The sequence below is a fragment of the Mucilaginibacter gossypiicola genome, from assembly GCF_900110105.1.
Lineage (GTDB): Bacteria > Bacteroidota > Bacteroidia > Sphingobacteriales > Sphingobacteriaceae > Mucilaginibacter > Mucilaginibacter gossypiicola.
Genome location: NZ_FOCL01000002.1, coordinates 279,086 through 301,805, shown reverse-complemented (window position 1 = coordinate 301,805; position 22,720 = coordinate 279,086). Strand labels below are relative to the sequence as shown.

Annotated in this window: 21 protein-coding genes; 8 read left to right on the top strand and 13 right to left on the bottom strand. The window is 44.3% G+C overall.

Going from position 1 to position 22,720, the window contains the following annotated elements; genetic code table 11:
- Nucleotides 1–2 precede the first annotated feature (2 nt).
- The gene (locus tag BMX50_RS06495; RefSeq protein WP_091209365.1) at nt 3–1,073 is read left to right on the top strand and encodes a serine hydrolase domain-containing protein; all 1,071 of its coding nucleotides are present in this window, start codon (nt 3–5) and stop codon (nt 1,071–1,073) included.
- Nucleotides 1,074–1,503: 430 nt separating this feature from the next.
- On the opposite strand, the gene BMX50_RS34465 is transcribed toward BMX50_RS06495, so the two are convergent.
- Nucleotides 1,504–1,680, bottom strand: coding sequence for a hypothetical protein (locus BMX50_RS34465; protein ID WP_167667830.1), 177 nt, complete (start codon nt 1,678–1,680; stop codon nt 1,504–1,506).
- Nucleotides 1,681–2,071: 391 nt separating this feature from the next.
- Between BMX50_RS34465 and BMX50_RS06490 the strand changes: the two genes are divergently transcribed.
- Nucleotides 2,072–2,332 (top strand): hypothetical protein, encoded by a 261-nt coding sequence (locus BMX50_RS06490; RefSeq protein WP_091209363.1) that lies wholly within the window; start codon nt 2,072–2,074, stop codon nt 2,330–2,332.
- Nucleotides 2,333–2,370: 38 nt separating this feature from the next.
- Here the strand turns inward: BMX50_RS06490 and BMX50_RS06485 are convergent, their stop codons facing one another.
- Complete coding sequence (locus BMX50_RS06485; RefSeq protein WP_091209361.1) at nt 2,371–2,589, bottom strand: helix-turn-helix domain-containing protein; 219 nt, start codon at nt 2,587–2,589, stop codon at nt 2,371–2,373.
- 495 nt (nt 2,590–3,084) lie between these two features.
- Between BMX50_RS06485 and BMX50_RS06480 the strand changes: the two genes are divergently transcribed.
- The 3 genes from BMX50_RS06480 to BMX50_RS06470 are packed head-to-tail and all read left to right on the top strand — an operon-like array spanning nt 3,085 to nt 9,134.
- The gene (locus BMX50_RS06480; protein ID WP_091209359.1) at nt 3,085–4,515 is read left to right on the top strand and encodes a TlpA family protein disulfide reductase; all 1,431 of its coding nucleotides are present in this window, start codon (nt 3,085–3,087) and stop codon (nt 4,513–4,515) included.
- 29 nt (nt 4,516–4,544) lie between these two features.
- Entirely contained in the window at nt 4,545–7,778 is a 3,234-nt protein-coding gene (locus tag BMX50_RS06475) for a SusC/RagA family TonB-linked outer membrane protein (RefSeq protein WP_091209357.1), read from the top strand.
- Between the two features lie 15 nt (nt 7,779–7,793).
- Nucleotides 7,794–9,134 (top strand): RagB/SusD family nutrient uptake outer membrane protein, encoded by a 1,341-nt coding sequence (locus BMX50_RS06470; protein WP_091209355.1) that lies wholly within the window; start codon nt 7,794–7,796, stop codon nt 9,132–9,134.
- A gap of 43 nt (nt 9,135–9,177) precedes the next feature.
- Here BMX50_RS06470 and BMX50_RS06465 read toward each other — a convergent pair whose 3' ends face one another.
- The 10 genes from BMX50_RS06465 to BMX50_RS06420 all read right to left on the bottom strand — a co-directional run bounded on the left by BMX50_RS06465 (nt 9,178) and on the right by BMX50_RS06420 (nt 18,110).
- Nucleotides 9,178–9,471: a hypothetical protein gene (locus tag BMX50_RS06465; RefSeq protein ID WP_091209353.1), complete on the bottom strand. Its 294-nt coding sequence runs from the start codon at nt 9,469–9,471 to the stop codon at nt 9,178–9,180.
- Between the two features lie 96 nt (nt 9,472–9,567).
- On the bottom strand, nt 9,568–10,044 hold the full coding sequence (locus tag BMX50_RS06460; RefSeq protein WP_091209351.1) for a MauE/DoxX family redox-associated membrane protein: 477 nt from the start codon (nt 10,042–10,044) through the stop codon (nt 9,568–9,570).
- A 201-nt stretch (nt 10,045–10,245) separates the two neighbouring features.
- A complete protein-coding gene (gene mobC / locus BMX50_RS06455; protein ID WP_091209349.1) occupies nt 10,246–12,183 on the bottom strand; it encodes a conjugal transfer protein MobC in 1,938 nt (645 codons plus the stop codon).
- 3 nt (nt 12,184–12,186) lie between these two features.
- A complete protein-coding gene (locus BMX50_RS06450; protein ID WP_091209347.1) occupies nt 12,187–13,458 on the bottom strand; it encodes a relaxase/mobilization nuclease domain-containing protein in 1,272 nt (423 codons plus the stop codon).
- Nucleotides 13,443–13,850, bottom strand: coding sequence for a plasmid mobilization relaxosome protein MobC (mobC, locus tag BMX50_RS06445; RefSeq protein WP_091209345.1), 408 nt, complete (start codon nt 13,848–13,850; stop codon nt 13,443–13,445). The genes BMX50_RS06450 and mobC (BMX50_RS06445) overlap by 16 nt, the downstream gene beginning before the upstream one ends.
- Before the next feature lie 176 nt (nt 13,851–14,026).
- Nucleotides 14,027–14,275, bottom strand: coding sequence for a hypothetical protein (locus BMX50_RS06440; protein ID WP_208864657.1), 249 nt, complete (start codon nt 14,273–14,275; stop codon nt 14,027–14,029).
- A complete protein-coding gene (locus BMX50_RS06435) occupies nt 14,265–14,591 on the bottom strand; it encodes a helix-turn-helix domain-containing protein (RefSeq protein ID WP_091209341.1) in 327 nt (108 codons plus the stop codon). The genes BMX50_RS06440 and BMX50_RS06435 overlap by 11 nt, the downstream gene beginning before the upstream one ends.
- Before the next feature lie 565 nt (nt 14,592–15,156).
- Nucleotides 15,157–16,986, bottom strand: a complete 1,830-nt coding sequence (locus tag BMX50_RS06430) for an RCC1 domain-containing protein (RefSeq protein WP_091209340.1) — start codon at nt 16,984–16,986, stop codon at nt 15,157–15,159.
- Nucleotides 16,983–17,546 carry a hypothetical protein gene (locus BMX50_RS06425; protein ID WP_091209338.1) on the bottom strand — a complete coding sequence of 188 codons (564 nt, stop codon included), beginning with the start codon at nt 17,544–17,546 and terminating at the stop codon, nt 16,983–16,985. The genes BMX50_RS06430 and BMX50_RS06425 overlap by 4 nt, the downstream gene beginning before the upstream one ends.
- 15 nt (nt 17,547–17,561) lie before the next feature.
- Nucleotides 17,562–18,110 carry a hypothetical protein gene (locus BMX50_RS06420; RefSeq protein ID WP_143065106.1) on the bottom strand — a complete coding sequence of 183 codons (549 nt, stop codon included), beginning with the start codon at nt 18,108–18,110 and terminating at the stop codon, nt 17,562–17,564.
- Between the two features lie 215 nt (nt 18,111–18,325).
- On the opposite strand from BMX50_RS06420, the gene BMX50_RS06415 reads away from it, so the two are divergent.
- Complete coding sequence (locus tag BMX50_RS06415) at nt 18,326–20,353, top strand: tetratricopeptide repeat-containing sensor histidine kinase (RefSeq protein ID WP_167667829.1); 2,028 nt, start codon at nt 18,326–18,328, stop codon at nt 20,351–20,353.
- Nucleotides 20,350–21,111 (top strand): LytR/AlgR family response regulator transcription factor, encoded by a 762-nt coding sequence (locus BMX50_RS06410; protein WP_091209331.1) that lies wholly within the window; start codon nt 20,350–20,352, stop codon nt 21,109–21,111. The genes BMX50_RS06415 and BMX50_RS06410 overlap by 4 nt, the downstream gene beginning before the upstream one ends.
- Nucleotides 21,112–21,453: 342 nt before the next feature.
- On the opposite strand, the gene BMX50_RS34460 is transcribed toward BMX50_RS06410, so the two are convergent.
- Nucleotides 21,454–21,612 carry a hypothetical protein gene (locus BMX50_RS34460; protein WP_167667828.1) on the bottom strand — a complete coding sequence of 53 codons (159 nt, stop codon included), beginning with the start codon at nt 21,610–21,612 and terminating at the stop codon, nt 21,454–21,456.
- A gap of 339 nt (nt 21,613–21,951) precedes the next feature.
- Between BMX50_RS34460 and BMX50_RS06405 the strand changes: the two genes are divergently transcribed.
- Nucleotides 21,952–22,719 (top strand): hypothetical protein, encoded by a 768-nt coding sequence (locus tag BMX50_RS06405; protein ID WP_091209330.1) that lies wholly within the window; start codon nt 21,952–21,954, stop codon nt 22,717–22,719.
- Nucleotide 22,720 lies beyond the last annotated feature (1 nt).

The window sequence follows — 22,720 nt, the reverse complement described above, 5'->3', positions numbered from 1 at the left end:
TCATGAAAATTAAAATAATCATCGTGGCAACCATCCTTTCCGTTACCTACGGTAAGGCCCGGGCACAACAAGAGTTTAAGAATATTGATGCCTGGCTAAATAAACATACCCATGAAATGGGCGGCAGGGCTATCCTGCTGGTATATCAGGATGGCAAGGTTATTTATAACCATAGCGTAAATGACATGAGCATGAAACAAAAGTTCGTGCAAAGGATGGTTGCCGAAAAGCAGGGTAAAACCGCCGATCTGGATGATTACAATGTAAAAACGCGAGCGGCCATTGCCAGTTGCAGCAAATGGCTGAGCGCCGCCCTGGTCATGACATTTGTGGATGAGGGTAAATTAAAGCTAAGTGATACAGTCGGCAAATATTTGCCCGTGCTTTCACAGCATGGTAAAGGGCATATCACTATTGCCCAATGCCTGTCGCACCTTACGGCCATCAAGGCTGCGCCGTTAAAGCAAAACCTGCAGGAGATGAAAAATATCAGTTCCATGGACGAGGCTATTCAGGATATTGCGATATTACCCATGGAGGGCGAGCCGGGAAAAGTTTTTCACTACAGTAATGCGGGTTTGCAGATAGCCGGCGCTGTTTTGGAAAAAATAAGTAGTAAAAACTTTGAAACCCTATTTGCGGAACGGATAGCCCGGCCATTAAATATGCAGAACACCGATTTTGGCAAGAAGAAGGTAGCCCTTCCGGCCGGCGGTGCGGTCAGCACACCGCAGGATTACCTGAACTTTTTGGTGATGATATTAAACAAGGGCACCTTTAACGGCAAAAGGATACTGAGCGAGGCCAGCATTGCCCAGATGCAGATAAACCGCATTACTCCAGATGTAAAAGTAGCCTATTCGCCTGCCGAAGCGGGTAATTTCGGATATGGCTATGGAGAGTGGATCATGGGGCCTCATACCGTAAGCAGCCCGGGCCTGTTCGGTAGTTATCCCTGGGTCGACACGCAGAAAAAATACGCCGCCTTCCTGATGACCTTCTACCTGAAAAGCGACGGTCGGCAGGCACGTTACCTGGAATTGAAAAAACTGGTTGACGAGGTACTTCAATAGCCGGGAGGACAATATGGGGTATTGAAATCTGATAGTGCCGGGCAGCTACGGACAGCGATTCTCTGTGGACTTAAAATCAATCAGATCGTTTGATGCTGTCCGTGGCAATATAATATGGAGGGGATTCCATGATGGTCACTACAACAATCCCATATACACCTTTAAGAAGCGGGCGGCAATCCTTGCTAGGATGTCTTAGACGTAGTTTCTTGCCTGCCTTCCGGTACCGTTCCGTGAGCTTACTTTGAAGCTTTGATACGTGACATATCAGATGCCCTGTTGTCTTTAAAAACGATAATAACCACTTCAGTAGCATTCAGCAAGTCAAACTTTATAAACAGGCAAGCGACCATTGCTCAAATTGAGCATCTTTCCTGATTTACGACTAAGTCAGGCAAGGTCATTGAAATTAACAGGTCTTTATTCTTAACTAATCTTTATCGGATGTATTTTTATCCCTGGTAATGATCCAAATAACCACACAGATCGGCAGCATTGTCATTAAAGCGTACAAGCCAAAACCATGACTGCCGGCAAAGCCGGGCATTCCGTAAACAATTAATTGCAGAACAGGAAGTAAAACAAATAAAAAAAGTTTATGAGCCATGTAAAAAAACAAGAGATGGCAATGATAATTGGTTTGCGAAGCTACGAAATTGGTTCAAAAATAATATCGTGGCAACGGAAGAGCAAAGACACTTTTTGATTGCAAAAAGGCCTAGGTACCAACGGCAAGATTAACAACTATTGCCTATATTTACATAACCCTTTATAGATCACGGAGAAGATATTTCATTTAATCAATGACTATATGATCAGTGAGGCTGTTATCATACCTATTCCGATTAAAGATCCATGCCCATGCGGAAGGAGCCGCCGGACTAATATGAAAAGGATTCCCAAAAGCCCGTTGATGAAAGTTTGCTTATTCTGGTTATCATTTAAGCGGTATAAATGTTATCAGTGCGGGCGAAACAAATGGATATTTGGATCATAAAATGCAGCACCAATCAGACTATCATCGCCGGGAAAGGAATTTTGAGATTCATGTCGCTGTTTTAAACGAACAGTATAAAGATTTCCTCGCCGATAATGCTATAAAAGATATCCGGATGTGCTTTCATATTGTTTTATCTTTTGGAAACTTCGGCCTTCCCTACTTCAGGCTATCTTTTAGCCACGCCATTGATATTCCTAAAGAAATCAAAGATGATGCTAGAAATATCTTCAAAAAATATTTTGTGGATTATAATAAATAGCTCCTTTTTTAGTCAAAATAGCTTATGAATGTTAAAGATTAGAATAATTCTTTAACATCAATTTCCATTCCTTTTGCTATTTCCAATAAAGTTGTGAAGAAGAAGTCTTTATTTCCGTTTTCAATCATACTAAGGTTTCCTTTTGTAACATCGCATCGTTTGACAACATCATCTTGACTGAGACCTTTTTGCTCACGGATTCGACGGATTTTATCCCCGAATTCAATTAGGCGCTTTTTGTCTCTTGCTTCATTCATAATGAATAGCCAAGGACAAATTTTTTTAATGAATTTTTGTTACAAGATCTTGTAACAAAAGCAAATATTTATTATATTTGAAATTAAGCTAATGCCTGCTTTACGGTAGAGTTAGATAGATATAGTATATTCGCGATTCTTCGAATTTATAGAAGCATTCGCACTTAAATCTCGTCTTAGAAACCTGAGAAATTTCAATGGAAACGGGAGGATAAGTGGAATGCTCACGCTATAGGCGTGGGCTCACTTATTCGTTTCCAGGCATCTCAGGGCCTCTAAGACGGTAAGTTGAGTTCCACGCCTTACTTTCATAGCACCGGCTGCCGACTCATCTTACAGTGTTCTATACCTTAATTGTTATTGGTATGCAAACTGTCAGGAACATCCTTTCTTTAGTGATTTGCCCCCCGGAATGAGTAATAAAAACTCATAGCCAATCGCCTGCGCGCTGTTGGGTCTTTCTAGTTTGCAAAATTCACTTTAACTGAAAACAAAATGAAGCTTAAAATTCGCTTCCCTGCCATCCTATGGCCTTTTGGAAAACAACAAAAATCAAATAAAAACACTGGCAATGAAGTGTTTGAGTCAAATACAATACCCCATCCTTATGCAGGGGCTTATATGCTGGGCGTGATCATTTTGGTAATGCTGGCCTTGCTGTTATTCTGGCAACCGGCCTGCAATGCCCAGGCCAGGCAACAACAAGGATTAAAGATAGGGGATCAGGTTCCTGATGTGTTGATCAGTAAACTGATCAATTATCCTACAAAGTCCGCCAAGCTATCTGACTTCAAAGGCAAATTACTTATTCTGGATTTCTGGGCTACCTCTTGCGGGGCTTGTATTTCGTCCATGCCCCGGCTCGATTCTCTCCAGCAACAATTTAAGGACCGGATAGTGATCCTGCCGGTAACCTATGAAAAGGCTGAAAAGATCCTTGCATTCCAGCAATCCAATAAATTTCTGCGGGGTTTAAAATTCCCATCAGTGGTTGAGGACACGGTACTGCAAAAGATCTTTCCACATCGCATGTTACCGCATGATGTATGGGTTGATGAACAAGGAAAGGTCATTGCTTTCACGGAAGCATGGCAGATCACAGCCGAAACGATCAGTAAACAATTAAACGGGACAAAAATGACCGGCGTTATGAAAGTGGACGCTATGGATTACAATTCCCGAACCCCCTTACTGGTCAATCATAACGGAGGGAACGACAGCGTCTTCCGATACCGGTCGATCATCACAGGCTACCTCAAGGGTTTGCCTTCAGAATCCAGTTTAAAAAAAGATACCCTACACCAGTTCATCCGGATCAAATCCACAAACGGCAATCCAAGACGGTTGTATACGCTGGCTTTTAAAGAGCTCCAATTCCTGGAGAAAGACCAGATTATCAATCGGGCTGCTGATCATTTAGCATTTGATCCGACCGCTGTTGACAGCAACATGACGAGTCATTTTTATTGTTACGAGCTTGACCTGCCCGGAACATCCGTATTGCTGGCACGGGAAAGCATCCACCAGGATCTCGACCGTTTTTTTCAAGTCAGGACCACGATGGTAGAAAAGGATACGATGGCACTTATTCTCAGTCCGCTTTCCGCGATTAATCCTGTTGAGGAACCCGCAACTGATATCCAAATATCATTGGATATAAAGACAACGAAGATCGCAAACCTGTCCCCGGCTGCATTTATCGAATGGCTAAAGGGCAGTAATAGTCAATTATTGCTAATCGATGATTCAGGAAAGCACTTCCATATAAGCGCCGCTTTTCAAAAAGCAAAGATACCTCTTTCTGAAATGAACCAAACCCTAAAGCGCAGTGGTGTCTATCTGGCCTATAAGAAAATCAAGCGTAAACAATTTCTGATCGTGCCGCTCCCGGCCGAATATAACCGGCCGGAGCCATTAACCTATTAATACGACCTGATAAACCCCAAACTTAAAAAATGAAATCCCTGTATATAAACATCCTATTGACATGTTGTTGCCTTGCACTTCATTTACCAGCGAATGCCCAAAGTAACAGTAAGAACTTCGACCGGCTCGATGGAGTTGTGCATGATATTAATAACAAGCCACTGAACGAAGTACAAATTCATGTAAAGGGAAAAAAAGCCCAGACATACTCCGGCACAGACGGCTCATTCTCATTAAAGAACATCCACGTTTCCGATACCCTGATCTTTGCAAAACCCGGCTATATGCACCAGGAAGTGGTCATCTACAGCGGTTCTTTTATCAATATCCGTCTGTGGCCCGACGTTCAGCAGGTAGGCGAGATTAAAGTTGTTTCAACAGGTTACCAGACCCTGGCCCAGGAAAAAGCAACCGGCTCATTTGAACAGATCAACAGTTCCCTGATCAACCGGGCAACCGGAACGGGTGTGCTGAGCAGGCTGGACGGCGTAAGCAGTATCGCCTTTGATAAACGTATCGGGCAGGAAAACATCCTCAATATCCGGGGGAGAAGTACGCTGTTCGCCAATTCCGCGCCGCTCATTGTCGTTGATAACTTTCCTTATAATGGCGATCTGTCCAACCTGAATCCTAATGATGTAGAAAGCATTACCATTTTAAAAGATGCCGCGGCGGCATCGATCTGGGGAGTCCGCGCAAGTAACGGCGTGATCGTGATCACGACTAAAAAGGGAAGGAAGAACCAGGCACTTGCCGTCAGTTTTAATGCCAATGCTACTATGGCTGCCAAACCGGACATGTTCTACCTCCCGCGAATGTCATCTGCTGATTTCGTTGATATGGAAAATATGCTTTTTAGTAAGGGCTTTTATTCGGATGATGAAAATTCCTATTTGCACGCGCCAATCTCTCCTGTGGTAGAGACATTGATCGCACAGCGTGACGGCACGATCAGCACGGCGCAGGCAAATGAAAAGATCAAGGCCTATAAGCAACAAGACGTCAGAAAAGATCTCCAGAAATACTGGTTCCGGCAAAGTATTAATCAGCAATACGCCTTAAATATCAGTGGCGGGGGCGAAAAATCGGCCTTTGTTTTTTCTGCGGGTTATGATCATAACCTAAGTGCGCTGAGTGGTACCTATGAACGTTTAAACCTGCGATCTGATAACAGCTTTTATCCAACCGAGCAATTGCAGATCGATGTTGGCGCTTACCTGACCAATAGCAAAACCATTGCAGGGCGGGACGATTACACCTCGCTAATCACCGGAAACAGTAAAAGTATTTATCCCTATGCCAGCCTGGCTGATGCCCGGGAAAATGCCTTGCCTGTGCTCAAGGATTACCGGGAGTCTTTTAAACAGGATGCTGAAGCCAAAGGCTTTCAGAACTGGGATTATTATCCTTTAACTGACTATCAAAACAACAGTAACCGTACGGACCTGACCGACCTCCTATTCAATACAGGCATTACATACCGGGTGTTACCGGGACTTAAAGCAGAAGCTAAATACCAGTTGGAAACAGCACAGACCCAGGGGAGTCAGCTGTATGGGAAAGACAGCTACTTCGCCCGTAACCTGATCAATCAATATACCCAGACGAATGCCAACGGCAGCCTGACACTCCCTATTCCCCTTGGCGGTATTCTGCAATCGTCTGACAACCGGTTAATCTCGAATAGTCTCCGGCTGCAACTGAACTATAAAAAGGACTGGGGCAAAAATCAGCTGACTGCGCTGGCCGGCTATGAGTACCGGACGGACCAAAACAGGTACCGTTTATCCGGAGATTACGGCTACAATGCAGATATACAAACCAGTCAGCAAGTCGATTATAAGACCAGCTATTTTTTATCCAATTATTCTTACTATATAGATAATACGATACCCTATATCAATCAATTTGAAACGCGCCGGAACTACAATCTCTCTTATTATGCTAACGCAGTATACAACTACGACAGCCGGTATTCGCTATCACTGAGTGCCAGAAAGGATGAATCCAATCTGTTTGGCGTGGAAAGCAACCAAAAAGGTGTCCCCCTTTATGCCGGAGGTGCTGCCTGGACTGTCAGTAAAGAAGGCTTTTATCATATCGGCTGGTTACCCTATCTCAAATTCCGGTTGACCTACGGTTACGGAGGTAACGTCGATAATACCCTTGCCGCACAAACCACCATCCGGTATGTCGGTTTAAGTTCATTGGGAAAACAAACCTATGCGATTGTGGTCAACCCACCGAACCCGAGCCTGCGCTGGGAAAAAACAGGAACGCTCAATATAGGAACTGATTTCGCCTTGCTGCAAAACAGGATAACCGGTTCGGTAGATTACTACCGGAAGAACGGCAAAGACCTGATCGGCTTTCAACCCCTTGACCAGACCACAGGCGTTCTGAATCCGGCAACGAATCTTTTCCAATATAAGGGCAATGTGGCGGCAATGAAAGGCCAGGGTTTGGAGATCAACCTGCATTCCAATAACCTGAATGGTAATTTCAAATGGCAGACCGACCTGCTATTCAATCATACTTCAAATAACGTAACACAATATTACCAGTATTCTGACAATGGCGCCAATTTCGTGGCCAACGGGCTTAGCGTTACGCCTATTGTGGGCAAACCGCTTTATGCCATACTCACTTATAAATGGGCCGGCCTTGACCCGGAAACTGGCGACCCGCAAGGATACCTGGATGGAAAAGTCAGTAAAGACTACGCCGGTATACTCAACAACACCAAAGTCGGTGATCTGCAATACAGCGGACCAGCCGTACCTCAATATTACGGCAATCTCCGGAATACATTTAATTACAAGGGATTCTCCCTTTCGGTCAACTTCAGCTACAAACTGGACTACTACTTTATTCGTTCCGCTGTTTCCTATACCGCGCTGTTTAATAACTGGAACACCCTTAGCGGCGACTATGCGAAACGGTGGCAGAAACCGGGCGATGAAAAAACAACCAATGTACCATCCCTGACGTACCCAGCCAACAGCCAGCGGGATGCCTTTTATAACGCGTCGTCAGCAAATGTAGAAAAGGGGGATCATATCCGCCTGCAGGACATGACCTTCGGTTACGACCTTGACCAGCGAAAACTTAAAGGCATGCCTTTCAAACACCTGGGCTTATATGTATACGCGGCTAACCTTGGCGTGGTTTGGAAAGCAACAAAAACAAGCCTTGATCCCGACTATCCTTATTCTGTAAAGCCACCCCGAACCATTTCCCTGGGCATTAAAGCCAACTTCTAATCATCGAACAAACTCATGAAAACAACACACACTTTATTGATACTGCTGATCATTCCTGTTTTCAGCTGCAAAAAACAATTGGAGACGAAGCCATCCTCTGTTTTACAGGTACCGGTAACTGTCAGCGATTTCCAGGCCATATTGAATAATACCAATAATCTGTCTCCCGGCAATCCTCTTGCCGGGACGGCCGGGGCTGATGAAGGTTTTGTTACCGATCCGACCTATGCCACCGGAACCCTCACGGAACGTAATACGTATATCTGGGATAGAAACGTATTCAACGATAATGCCAGGAATGACTGGTCGCTGTCCTACAATATTGTTTACATCAGTAATATCGCACTCGAAGGGGTGAGTAAGTATGGCGATGAAACAGAACAATGGTCTAATATTAAAGGGCAGGCTTCCTTTTTCCGTGGTTCCGCCTACTACCAGCTGGCCCAGGAGTTCTGCAAGCCATATGATGCCCAGACAGCGAATACCGATCCCGGCATCGTTCTACGCCATACCGCGGATCTGAATGCCAAATCGGTCCGCTCAACGGTTGCAGCAAGCTACGCCCAAATAATAGCTGACCTGTCTATTGCAGCAAAGCTCCTACCCGTGGACGTTCCTACGAAAACCCGCCCCGGAAAGGCGGCGGCCTATTCCATGCTGGCCAGGACCTATTTAAGCATGCGGATATATGACAAGGCCGGGCTATATGCGGATTCCTGCCTTCAGCTAAACGGCAAGCTTTTAGACTATAACCAGCTTACACCCACGTCCTCACCATCTTTTACGCGCTTCAATGATGAAGTGATCTTCTACGCAATTGTTTTTCCAACGGCAATGCTGCTGCCTAATAAATACCTTGTAGACACCACCCTGTATACCTCTTATGATGCCAGCGACCTGCGTAAAAAACTGTTCTTTAAAGCACTTAACGGAACACCCTATTTCACCTTCAACGGCAGTTATGACGGCAGCATTATATTATTCAGTGGTACATCGACCGACGAAATGTATCTCATCCGTGCAGAATCCTATGCCCGCGCAGGCAATACCACGGCCTGCCTTGCCGATCTGAATACGTTGAAGAAAAACCGATATCAGAAAACGGGGTTCCTGCCATTCACCGCTAACGATGCCGGCGAAGCGCTGAAACTGGTCTTGCTGGAAAGGAGAAGAGAGTTATGTTTCAGGGGGTTAAGATGGACCGATCTGAGGAGACTGAATAAAGAACCGGCTTATCAGACGACTTTAGAAAAAAGTGTAAATGGCCATAAATATATACTGATGCCTAACGATGCCCGGTATACCTGGCCTATCCCTCAGGATGTAATCAACAATACGGGAATAACGCAAAACTAAAAAGCAAAAGGCTGAGAAAATCAGCCTTTTGCATTGCAGTGTATTACGGTTTAACCTTTTCCAGAACGATTGTCGCCAGGTTGGGTTGATTGGGATTACCGGTGCTTCTGTCGGCTTCAATCGCACACCTTGATGAACCGGCAGAACAAACGGGCTCCGTCGAACTGAACGAATAATTAGCCGGGTCGTTCAGCTGGGCCGGCGTTTGTGTGCCGTTGTAATCCCACCATACAGCGGCAAAGGAAGATTTAACCGGTTTTGCTGCTTTACTTACCAATGTATTCCCCATGCCCAATACCAGGGCCAGGGCAAAAAATAATACTCTTGAACTTTTCATTTTGATAAATTTAATAATGACAAATAATATTAATGCTTACTCTTTTATACAGGTTTTCGCGTCTCCTGGTCTCTGTCAATGCTACTTTAACACCAACTAAGGTTTGATCATTTTCTTCTTTGTCACTAAACCTCCTTTCTTTTTAAGGATGATGGCCATTATGATCAGTATTAAAAAAACTGCATTGAAAGTAAGGTGTGTTTCCCAGCCCATATTCTGAAGAATACCACCGCAGGAACAGGGCACCTTTTTGAACACATGAAGCAACACCAAGGAGATATAGCCGGAAAAAACCGTCATTAGCAGACAGGATAAATAAAGCCCTCTTTGCATTGTATTTGAAAACAATAACATGATGGCTGCGATCAATTCAGCAAGGGGTATGGCCCAAACTAAAATCGAAGACAGCCAAAGCGGAAAAACCTGGATGAGCATCTGGCGGCGGAACAGATCAAAGTCCGCCAGTTTACTTACGGCAGCATATACGAACAATACAATCACCAGGCCCACAATGACCTCGGAAACGGTTTGCGTGGCTGGCAGATTTTTTATGGCGTTTAACTTGTTTTTCAAGGTATGGGCTTACGTGTAAGACAAAGTAAGCCATACGGGGAAGACAGAAACAGGGGTAAAACGGAGGGTGTAACAAACATGAAAAGTGAGCCCAATTTGTTATCTTTTATCAAAAAAAACTTTTTAATGGGCGGAAAACGAAGTAAAGACTATTTTTAACACCATAAGTACCCTTTAAATATACCCCCTGATTACCTCTCTTTAATTTTTCAGCTCTTCCAGCACCAGGTCCTCGATATCCATTTTGATCTTCAGGTAATTCGTTTTGACCATTTCAGGCGTTACGGTTCTTAATAAAGGCAAAGGCTGATAAAGCGCTTCTTCCTTTTTGATTGCTTCATGATCGTTGATAATCTCTGCATGAAAAGCCTTGAGTTCAATTTTCTGTTCGGGATTATCGGCCACCGTTCCGACAAACTCACCGGAGGAGAGGGAGGCGATGGTCGAAACAGGCACCGCCACATCCAGCTGGCCGGAATAGCTTACCGAGGTATCACTGCTATTAATTGAGGTACTCTGCCTGTCCTGCATGATCTTACCAAATCTTTCGGACAGGGCTTTGGCTGTTTCACCGGAAACCTGCCCGCTGATCACATTACCGGAAATATTCATGACCACATCAGCTTGTTCCTTGCCGTAATCGCGTTTCAACTGACTAAAATCCTGTACCGCCAATGTTGTCGCTACTTTATTGGAGCGCGCAGTTGCCATGAGGGTATCAATGCCGTTAAAATAGATCGTCGGGAACTCGTCAAAGATCAGGCTGGACTTTAACTGATCCTTTTTGTTAACCAGCTTAATCATTTTGGTGATATATAGGGAGAGCACCGCACCATAGACCTGTTGCTTCTGCGGATTATTCCCCAGACTGATCAATTTGGGGTGCTGTGGATTATTCAAATCCAGCGTAAAATCATTGCCAGAGAGAACATAGTACAATTGAGGGGAGGAAAGCCTGGCCATGGCAATACCGGCTCCGGAGATCTGCCCCTCCAGCTGATCCATGGCATCATTTTCAAATGCAGAAATAAAAGGGTTGATCAATGCATCAATTTCTCTTTCCTTCCTGAGCACGGCAAACAGTTTGGCATATTCCACCTGCATCAGTTCCACGACATGCGGCAGGGTGCAGTATTTGCCACCCCGGTATTTCTTCAGATACCAGATCATAGCCGTGACATAGGTAATAGGAGATTCCACAAAGAAATCGCCTTGTTTGCGTATCCATTCCCGGTTCAGGCCCATCATAATTGTTCTGGCCGCTTCCATCGCATCGGTAATATCATCCATCGTACCCGGGTCGAGCGGATTACACCGGTGCGACCGGGACAGGTCATCAAAATTGATCACATAAAACCGGGGCTTGATACTGTAAGCCTGCAAGTTGTTCAGCAGGATATTATAAGCTATCCAGGTCAGGTCCGGGTACTTAAAGTCGTATATGAACATGCTGAACCCTTTGCGAATGTGCTGATCTATAATATGCCGGATTACAAAATAGGATTTCCCGGCACCGGGTGTACCTAATACTGTTAATCCCCGGAAAGGATTGATGATATTGATCCAGCTTTTGCGGATTTTACCTTTAAGATGGTAACGGGCCGGTAAGTTGACCGAGTATTCATTTTCCAAAAGCCTTTCCTCCTGGGGAAAGGATTCATTCGCTTTATTAAAAACATCCTGCTGAAACCGCAGCTTTAATATCCGCGCAATATAGGTCCCTCCGCTAAGCACCAGGATATATCCCAACGTAGTTGCACCCATGTAAACCGAGGCTTTTGTCAATAAGGACACCCGCAGCAGCAATAAAATTTGACTGCCGAAGAATAAAAGCAGACCAATTCCGATATAGGACAGGGCATTTTTCAGCCGGATCTTTTCATCTTTGCGCCCCCTTGCTCCAACAAGGGAAACCACCAACATTAATAAAGATGCCCCTTTAGCCGAGAGTTTATTTGCAAACACCGGCAGACGTACCATATGATCAATAACCCGGTCAATGATTGCCGCACTAAGATGCCACTGCAAAAACGCACTATAGCAGGTGATATAAAAATGGATGGACAATACCAGGATACTAACCAGCCTGATAAAGTCTATAATGCGGCGTAAGCCCTGTTCATTTTCCCCGGTTTGCATAGTTTAATTTTTTCGTTGTTGTTGGACTTGCTTTCTTTTTCGTGTACGCTTTTTAACTAACTGCCCGGGGATATAATCATCCAGCCTGCGGCCCTGCAATAGTTCCGCTATTAAATTGGGCGTATACTCTTCCTGGTTAGTTTGATGAATTTGCGGATATTGTGCCGGCTCCATTTGTCGTGTGGGGCCCAGCATCTGCTTAGGGTGCAGTAACTGATCCTTCGCAACCAAACGCTGGCTGATCGCATTAGCGGCATACTCTTTGCCCAGGTCGCGGCCGTTAAATACAGACTTTTTAAACTGATCAATATAAGTAATACCATAAACCTGCCCCTCTTTATTTTCCCTGAACATCACTTGAATATTTTCTTTTCTGAGCAGGTACTCCATGTCGTTCCTACTCAGTTTCGGATGATTGCTTAGCGCTTTATCGACTCTTTCCTTTAGTATTTCTTTATAAAGCTTGCGGCTTTGCTGGTTCTTCTGGAACCGCATCTCAAGATTTTTTAGCGTAGGCTTGTTATAGATAGCGCTCGCTTTAATGGCAACACCAAGTTTTTGACCGCTATCGTCTGTAGCGTTATAGACCAGGCCTTTGCCCTGATACATCCTGGTATTTTCATTTCCCCGGTCGGCAATCACGTTATATTGTTTCAGCACGGCATTCAATTCAGCCAATGAAGTAAAGTTGTACTGCCGGATAATTGTGTTCACGATATTGGTAATGGCCCTCTTTGTTTCAGTCTGACCATATTGCAGCTTTTCTATCGGAAATGGTTTTAAACCCGGTATCTGTTTTTGCGAGCGGCTTTCCGCCTGTACCAATCCATATTCCAGCTCCAACGCCTTTCGGGCCGGCTCCGAACGTTCTCTACCAATATTATGCAGACTGATGGCCTTACCATTTTCCTGCACGTTGGTGGTAATAATATGCACATGTGGATGACCTGCATCCCGGTGCTCATAGATTAAATAAGGTTGGTTACCAAATCCTATCCTTTCCATGTAACTCCCGGCTATTTCGGTCAAAGCCCGGTGATTCAGTTGCTCTGACGGATCAAAGTTGAGCGAAATGTGCACTGAGTTGGTTTTAACCCTGCCATTCTTTTCCTGTAAATGCTCCAGCCGGTTCAGCTTCTGGTAAAAGTTCAGTTCATCGTGTTCCACGCCATAATTACTTGCGGCAATGCATTGTGCCTGGCTTTCCTTGACCTTATTTTCATTATAGTTCAGGATGCCCCGGACACTTTTCCCGATGGTTATTTTTGCAACCATTTTTTTGCCAGTTGAGAGATAAATGATAAAAGCAGGCTAACTTTAGTATCTACCTGCTTATAGTACACAGCAGCTCTTTTCACATGATACCAGCGCTGTCCGTCACTCATGCTACCGTTTAACTGCCGGGTGATCTGGTTAATATTATTGCCAATTGCTTTCAGTTCTTTTTGTATCCCGATCAAGACTTCCATCGGTGCATCCATTGAAGCATCTTTATGGTAATAGATGATCTTGTCCTTTTCAATGATACGGCGGATCACTTCGGGTATCGTTTGACAGTCACTGTTCAGCCTGATGTTTTCCAGTTTCCGCCAGGCATTTTCGGTAACCCTTAGCATGATCACCTGGGTCAGGTTGTCGTCCGGTTGGTTTGCTTTTCTTCTGCCCATATCGATTTGATCAAGTTTTTCCAATGCGACTCCGGAGCGATTGGAACCTCCCCGAAGGGCGAGATTACTTTTTGATGTAATCAAAAATACATCTCGCTAAACGCGCTAACGCGGCGTTTTGCGTCCTTCGGACTTCGTTTACGCTTCCGCAACCGGAGCCCCTTGATTAAGCTTGTTTATTTGAACCGCAGATAAGGATGTAGTAGTTTAAGTTCCCAGATCCATTCATTAGCCTTGGTTTTCCAGTTGCGGATCAGACCTCCCTTAAGACCTTTCCATTGGAGTTCTTCATAATGGTAAAAGAAGCTATACGCCTCGGTTTCTTCGAAACCTGCCTGGTCAAAAAAGACGAGCACATGCTCCCTGGCTGGCGGTACCTGACCGCCGCAACCTGCTTTGTTTTCCGGTATCATCTTAATAGGCATGATGGCGCTTGTGCTGATCCATGACTTTCAGAATGTCTTCATAATCGAAGTAGAGGCAGCCGCCAATCTTGGAATAAGGCAATATGCCATTGATGCGGAGCGTAAGCAAGGTGGTAATGGATACGCCTAAAAGCTTTCGGACCTCGTGGGTCTTGAGCCATTTTTTTGTCGGTTGACCGGCATTGTCTTTGAGGCTTTTTTTGACCTCTAACAGCAGTTCGTTTTTAAATTCGTGGAGGTCTTTCAGGGTGACCAGTTGTTCGCCGAATAGTTGGGTATGACCACCGAGTTTTTGTTTTTGATCTGTTGCACTCATCGTATTGGTGTTTGATGAGGCAAAGTTGGGATGGGGAAGAGTGCGGAATGTCCGACGGGATGGGATGTCGGAGGCGAAATCAATTTTCTTTTGCACCTCCAATTTAATTAAAATCTAGCCGATTATTCGCGCTTTAATGAGATAAAAAATAGTTATCTGGTTGATTTTGGTTACGCTGCATTCTTACCTGAAATTCGATGAAAACCATCCTGAAATTGAAAACTTTTCGGATGATACGGTCTATTAAGGAAACCAGTAAACAATGGCTCTTTAAATCTATTAAATTTGATTGTTAGGATATTTTTATTTATTATGGAAATAACACATGACCTGGTCCAAATCGGTCAAGCCGGATGGTACACCGGACAGAAGAAAAGATGTCGATCCGCCAAACGCGCGGAGATTTTATTTCGCTCAGCTGCAAAATGTTAACCCCTTTTTTTGCATTTCTGCAAGCGACATTTTACCACTTTTGCTGACAGTTACGCAATCCGCGGCATTCCAGATATTGCAATTATCTTAAATGTCCAGGCAGACCGTCAATTAAAATGATGCAGAGGGTACCTTATCGGCCTTTATATAGCGTTGTGCTCAAAATAGTCACATTAATGGGCTTCGCTTTAGCTAATTCCGTTTGGGTGATATTTTTGACCCGGGTGTAATTTGTTCCATTCCAGCCGAACACAGGGTACTGAAATCCCGGAATGTCCGCGGCCAGATCGGGATAGCCCTTGCTGCCCGTACCGAGCGCATAAATGGCAATGCCCTCGTTTCCCAGGTAAGAGTGCCAGTCACCAAGGCCATCCCGCATCAGCAGTACTACGCTTGAGCCAGTCTGTCCGGATGTGAAACTGTTGCCGTAGAATACGAAAATTTCTTCCACGCCATCTTTGTTCATATCAGTAGCATAAACGTGTACGTCAAAGGGATAATCGGCACTTTGGTCATTCAATATAAAATGCTTTTTATCACGGGATAGCTTAAAATCAAGCGCTTTGGCCACCTGGTTCTTATCCCAGACTGAAAGCCGGCTGTTGCATTGTTTAAACAGTAAGGCAGCATCATCATTAAGTATGGTGGTAAGCACAGCCTTAGGTTTCGTCGTAATAACAGGTGCCGGAAATTCGGTAATTTGTACGGGTTCGGTCGTATAAAAATTAGGGTTATTGATGTACCCCAGCCCGCCATCTGAGTTGTTGCCGATGGCCCATAAAGTGCCGTCGCTGCGCATCAGCAGGGTGAAGTTTAGCGCAGCTGCCGCCGCTATGTATTTTCCCCTTATATTGAGACGTTGTATGCCTTTGATATTAAAACCCCAATGCCAAACCGAGCCATCTGCACGGATGGCAATGGTGTTATTGAGGCGGGTAGATAAGGTAAGCCAATTTCTTTCCACGCCCACTTGTACCGGCACAGGGCTGTTGCCTACGTTACCTATACCCAACTGCCCGCTGGCGTTGTTGCCCCAGGCCCATAGTGTACCGTTAACCCTGATGCCGAAACTGGCATTGCCGCTTGTACCGGTAAATATTTTTACCCAGTCGTTATCATGCCCTACGCGGATGGGCGCCTGCTGTGTATCATACAATGTGGGTACGCCCATATCGCCGTTCTGATTACGTCCCCAAGTCCAGAGGCTGCCATCTTTTTTTAATGCCAGGTTATAATCATAGCCTGCAGCAACTTTAACCCAATCATGATCTTTGCCCAGTTGTATGGGCGACAAAACCTTACTGTTAACGGATGGGCCTACACCTAATTCCTGGTCTACATTATTTCCCCATACCCATAAAGAACCATCTTTTTTGATACCCGCGGCATGACCGTCCGCAGCGGAAACGGTTACCCAGGTGGTGTCGCGACCGATGCGGGTCGGACGAGCCATCCGGTAAACGTTACCTAATCCCAGTTCGCCGGTATTTCCCCATCCCCAGGACCACAGACTGCCATCCTTTTTTATACCCAGGTTGTAATAACCGCCGGTGTAAACAGACCGCCAGTCGTTATCGGTAGTAACCTGTACCGGAAAAAAGGTTTTGGTAGCTTCGGTATTCCCGGTCCAGCCGTATGTTCTATCGCCCCATTCATATATAACACCGTTTATCAGTACTGTGCCGCCATGCGAGTCGGCAACCAATACGCCGCCACCAGGCTCGGTAAACATCTTGTCGTCAGGCGCAGGCATGGTACCATTGTTGCCCGATTCTACCGGATTATTCTTTGCGGATGCAGCTGTCGTATCGCCTGGTTTATGTTTCTTTTTAAATAAGGAACCGATAGCCTTAATGGACTGGCCGACTTGCTGTATGTCCTTTTGTGTCTGGGTCGGTTTTTGCGCCTGGCAAACCGATGCACCAAACACTGCAAGAGGCAATATTGCTAAATAGATTTTCATAACTGATCCTTAATAATAGTAGTAGCTATTGTTGATTTGAAATTTTTTAACCCGGCGAAGTCCCAAACCATAGCCCAAACAATCAGAGCAAGCATACTCACTAAAATGCCGCCGCCAATCCCGTCGCCAAGCCACCAGCCGAGTACGAAGCCAGCACCTAAAAAAATCCATACGTTAAACCGGAACACATTTTTAAGCGCCTTTTCGTTGTAAAAATTGGTCTTGGTGGAATGGTTGACCACCACGATATACTTACCGGATTTCTTACCTTTTTTGATAGCCCATACGACCGATACCCTATGACCAGTGCGACAGGCTAAATTAAAATCCTGGAGCTGGAAGGCATGTTCGTTATCATTTGCATCGGTAATAAAAATCTGGTCATGAATGACGGTTTGCGACCGTATACTAACCGGGGCGGTAGCGCCATATCCGCCAAAAGTTGCGCCGCCACCACCGCCACCGCTTACCCGGGTTTCCATATTCTTACCTGTTTCCTGTATAACACCGGTCGTATAATGCAGGGCATAAGTGCGCCCGCCTGCTTTTAATGGTTCCATATCGGAGATATTAGGTTAATAGGTTCGTTTCAGATAAAACTCGCCATTGGTGATCTGGTGCACAGGATAGGATGTATGATAAGGCGTTAATACCACAGCGGCATCAAAGGTGCCTTTTAGATATGTTGAAGTTATTTCCGAAAATTTAAGGTTAATGTACTCGGCAGGTTGTGGAGGCGGATCGTAGCCGACATAGGTGGCTCCATAGTGCACATTGTGCTCATCATAATAAGTCAAGAGTGTCTGCGGAACATCGTTTATTTTGTTGGCCTTAACCAGGATGCATTTGTAAGTTTTGCCGGTAGTAAACGGAAGGCTGTCTAAAAGCAATATGTTACTTTCCTTAACGGTGTCGGCGGAACGGGCATACAATCCGCCGCTGCATACGCCGCTGGTATTGGAGAGGCCACCATGCCCGTTTTTAAGTGTTTTGGCTACGCCATCAAAATTAAATTTGATGTAATATTCACCGCCAGCGCCGGCGTTTTCCGTAGCCTTTTTGCAGGATGCCAGCATCAAGGCAAAAAACAAAGTTGTTAATGTTATTCGATACGCGTTTGTCATCGGGTGCAGATTGATTTTTAACTAAAAATACTTTGTATAATTACCCGGGACAAAGCACATTTATCGTTTGCCGGCTGGCGCTTATTATTTGCGCTGATGCGGCTGATAATTGTTATGTCGGCAGTTGCCGCAAAGGCGATTAATCGTTAAATTAGAGCACAAACGCATGTTGATTTCTGATGAAACAGACGGTCACCTTATTACTATTCTGTCTAATGGCGTACGCAACTTTTGCTCAAAACAGCGAGATCGATTCCATCGAACGCCTTTTGAAAAATCATGCACTGGCTGACAGCATAAAAATCAAGTCCTACAATGAGCTGGCTTTCGATTATTCCGATCAGGATCCCAACAAAGGCCTGGAATATGCCGACAAGGCGATTGCTCTATGTCAACAGCTGCATGACAATATCAGATTGGGCACCGCTTACAATTACAAGGCCTTGAATTATGCCAGTCTCGGCAAGGATAGCCTGGCTATTAACTGCTACCGGCAGGCTATCAGGCTGGCGCAGTTTAACGGAAACAAAAAAGGGGAAGGAAAAGCGCTTAACAACCTGGCGATATTATATACAAACCGCGCCGAATATCAAAAGTCGCTTGAATTACGACTGGGTGCCTCTGCCATATTCGAGGAAATTCATGATCAAAAAGCTATCGGCGGCATCTCCAATAATCTGGGCGTTACCTATCTATATCTCGGTGATTATCCGCAAGCGTTGTCCAGTTATTTTAAGGCGCTGGGGATAGCACAGCGCCTGCATGACCAGCAAGGGCAGGCAAGGGCGTTGATGAATGTCGGGCTTGTGTATAAAAAACTGGGAAACTACAAACAAACGTTTCGCTATTATGGGCTCGCCCTTAACCTTTTCCGGCAATTAGGGGACGATCAGCAACTGGCTGGTTTGTTGGCCAATATGGGGTCGGCATACGATAAGTACGGCGATCATCAGAAAGCCCTGGCGCTTTTTAACCAGGCACTCGCTGTCAACAAAAAAAATAAAATGCTGCGCGAGCAGGCCAGTAACCTTACCGACATTGGCGTTGTCTATGATAACTTAAAACAATATCATCTTGCTTATCAGTACCTTCAGCAAGCACTTGGGCTTTATAAGGCTGCCCCTGACAAAAATACGCTGGCGGTTATTTATAATGAGCTTTCAGGAATATTGCTCAGCGCGCCCGATTCCGCTCTGCAGTCCATCGGCCTGAAACCGCGGGAGAAGTACGTAGCAGCAGAACAATATGCGATGAAGGCGATTAAAGTTAGTAAACAAACCGGTTCAATAGAACGGGAAATGAATGGTTGGGAAGCATTGAGCACCGTCCATCAACAAATGAAAAAGTATGATAAAGCCTTAAGCGATTATAAAAAATTTTCCAGGCTAAAGGACAGCATCTTCAATGATGAAAAGCGTATCGAGATAGAGCGTGCGGCTATACAATTTGAAGCCGGTAAAAAGGAGGCGCTCGCACAAGCGGCTTTTCAAAAAGAAAAAGTTATCAAAAATGCGGCAACGGCCGGTTTGATTATCGTGCTGGTTGCTTCAATAGCGTTGTTTGTATCCTATAAAAAACGGCGTGATGCCCTGCAGGCGCAAAAGGACCTGGCGCTCCAGGCAAAGGTCAACGAAACCGAAACCAAGGTGCTCCGGCTCCAAATGAACCCGCATTTCATTTTCAATTCGCTGAATGCTATCAGTAATTACATGATAAAAAACGATGTTAAAACTGCTGATTATTTCCTGTCGAAGTTTGCGGGGCTGATGCGCGGCATTTTGGAGAACTCGCAGGAAAAAGAAATCAGTTTGGCTGACGAACTAAAAATGACCGAAATGTATATGCATTTGGAAGCAATTCGTTTAAATAATAAATTTAGTTTTTCGTTACAGGTTGACGATGGGATAAACGAGGAGGACGTATTGGTGCCGCCACTTATTTTGCAGCCTTTTGTAGAGAACAGCATTTGGCATGGTTTGGCTCCCAAAAAAGAAAATGGAAAAATCGTCATAGCAGTAAACAGTGAACAGCACTTATTGCGTTTAACCGTCACCGATGACGGTGTAGGCCGCAGCAACTCGGAAAATAAACAAAAAAGATCATTGGGTGTAAAAATCACTGCCGACCGTCTTGCCCTGTTAAATACTTTTGCAGATAACAGGATGGGCATTCGTATAGTCGATCTTGATAAAGGAACCCGTGTGGAAATTACATTACCCTATAGAACCGATACCGACACATGATTAGCGCTGTAATAATTGATGATGAACCGCATTGTATTGAGCGATTGCTGTATGTGGCGCATAATTATTGCCAGACATCCCTGAACATTATTGGAACAGCCGGCACAGTTGAAAAGGGCCTGCAGTTGATCGGTGATCTAAAACCACAGTTAGTATTCCTGGATATTGAAATACATGAGCTTACCGGCTTCGATTTGTTGCAGCAATACCCGGTCATTCCTTTCCAGGTGGTTTTTACAACAGCCTACCAGCAATACGCCATCAAAGCCTTTAAATTCAGCGCTGTTGATTACCTGTTAAAACCGGTAGACCCGGATGAATTGGTTGAAACCATTAAACGGGTTGGTGAAAGGATAGATATGGTCTCCCAGGCAGGTAAAATTGATATGTTGTTCCAAAACATTAAGCAATTGAACCAGCCGGCCCCCCGGATTGCCGTTCCGACCATGAACGGGTTGGAATTTATTAATATAAAAGATATTATCCGCTGCCAGAGTGACGGAAATTATACTACTATATTTCTGATAGGCAAAAAAGAAATCATGGTGGCCAAAACACTCAAGGAATTTGAAAGTGTATTATCGGATCATCACTTCTTTCGTATTCATAATTCGCACCTGGTTAACCTTGCTTTCATTAAAAGCTACCAAAAGGGCAAAGGCGGCTCTGTTTTGTTGGAAGATAAAACAGAGTTGGAGGTATCTTCGCGGCGTAAGGACGACTTTTTGTTGAAACTCGGCTCAATTAATTTCCGGTAAACATTGATCAAAAAGACTATGCTTATTTTCTTTATAAGATTTCGTCCGAATAATCATTTGACATCAATCGATTGACTATATATCTTTATTAATGAAGCTTCAAAGCCCTTTTTTTGTAGCGGGAAAAGAAAAATAAAGGTAATATTTGTACCAATACGGATGAAGGTGGACCTACTGCAAACGTTCAGCGGCTCTTTGAGCAATTTTAGATTGCAGAACAATTTCATCTGTTAATATCATTTCTTGAAGGCCATTCATTTTCTAACAATTTTATGTTCTTAAATATTGATAGCTCAAATTTGATTTTCCAATCGGCTTAAATTCTCAAAATGAAAAGCGGCTTCACCCAACTCTTTCCCGGTCGTACCAATTTCCAAAATCCGGTACACGCCTGTAAACTGCCTGACTCCGGGCAGGCAGGCCTATGAAAACCGGATCGATGGTAATTGTTTTATCGCGATTATCATCCATCGAAACCGTAAATGTTGTTAAGTCAATCATTTGCCAAGAGTTTTATTTATAATAAGATTCAGACAGAAATGTTTGCTGTATGCTCCTGATGTTCTTTTACATTGTTTGGAATCAATCGGATTCAGCTTCGAGTATCATATAATAGGTTGCCTTCTGTCTGTCAAAATTATTGATGATAATAAATAGTTATCAATAGTTGGTCATTGATATCGTATGTAATATAACCGGAAAAACATTATTTATAGACGTTTTCAGACATGAACATGCCGAAAAAACAATATGTATATTTTACTTTAACTTTATTTAAAGTTTAAATTTTGGCAGCAAAAAGCCTTTAGCGATATTGCGCAACTTAAACTTAAATAAATCATGAAAAACCTAACTCGCATATATACAAATCCGTTGGTTAATAATACCCCTGGCTTTCAAGATGTAAGAAACCTTGTGCAAGGAGTCATAGCATCTAAGGGACAAAAAGGACGTGTGCTATTGGTTACGGGTCAAAAGCAACAAACCGAAATTGTCGAGAAGCTCGTTAATGGAAAATTTTCAAAAACGAAGCCGACGCCATTTCCGGGTACCAAAGTATTTACCGTTCATCAAGCAATTAATAGTATTCGCTCTGTCGAGCAAGAAGCATTTGTATCGCTCGGGTTATCAAGCGATGAATTGTTAGCGTTAGAATCGGAGATCAATTCCGACTTCATGATAGTTGCGCCTTGGTATGATGGCTCAGTTGACAAATGGGCAAAAATCACCGGGGCAATCGCTTACCCTGCACAAACAGTAGCCACTCCATATCCACCGGTTAGTTGCCTTTTAGAGCAGGCCTTATTAAATCTTCAGTCGATTGGTGACGAAGCCAGTCACCCTGGCGATCGAAGTTTGATAAAAACAGTTTTTACAGTCGTTTTAGAAAATAACATTTCAACTAATGCAGATGAAATGGAGGCCTATTTGTTTGCAAAATCAGGATGGTCAAAACGTAAAATTGATAAAGTTTTGGACATATTAAATACTTTAAAGTCCGGAGGACAGACCAGGGATGCGCTGCTTGACAATCGGCCCCAAATGTATGATCGTTGGCAGAAAGCTTGTGAGCCTGATACAACATTAGCTCACAAAATAAAAAAGTAAG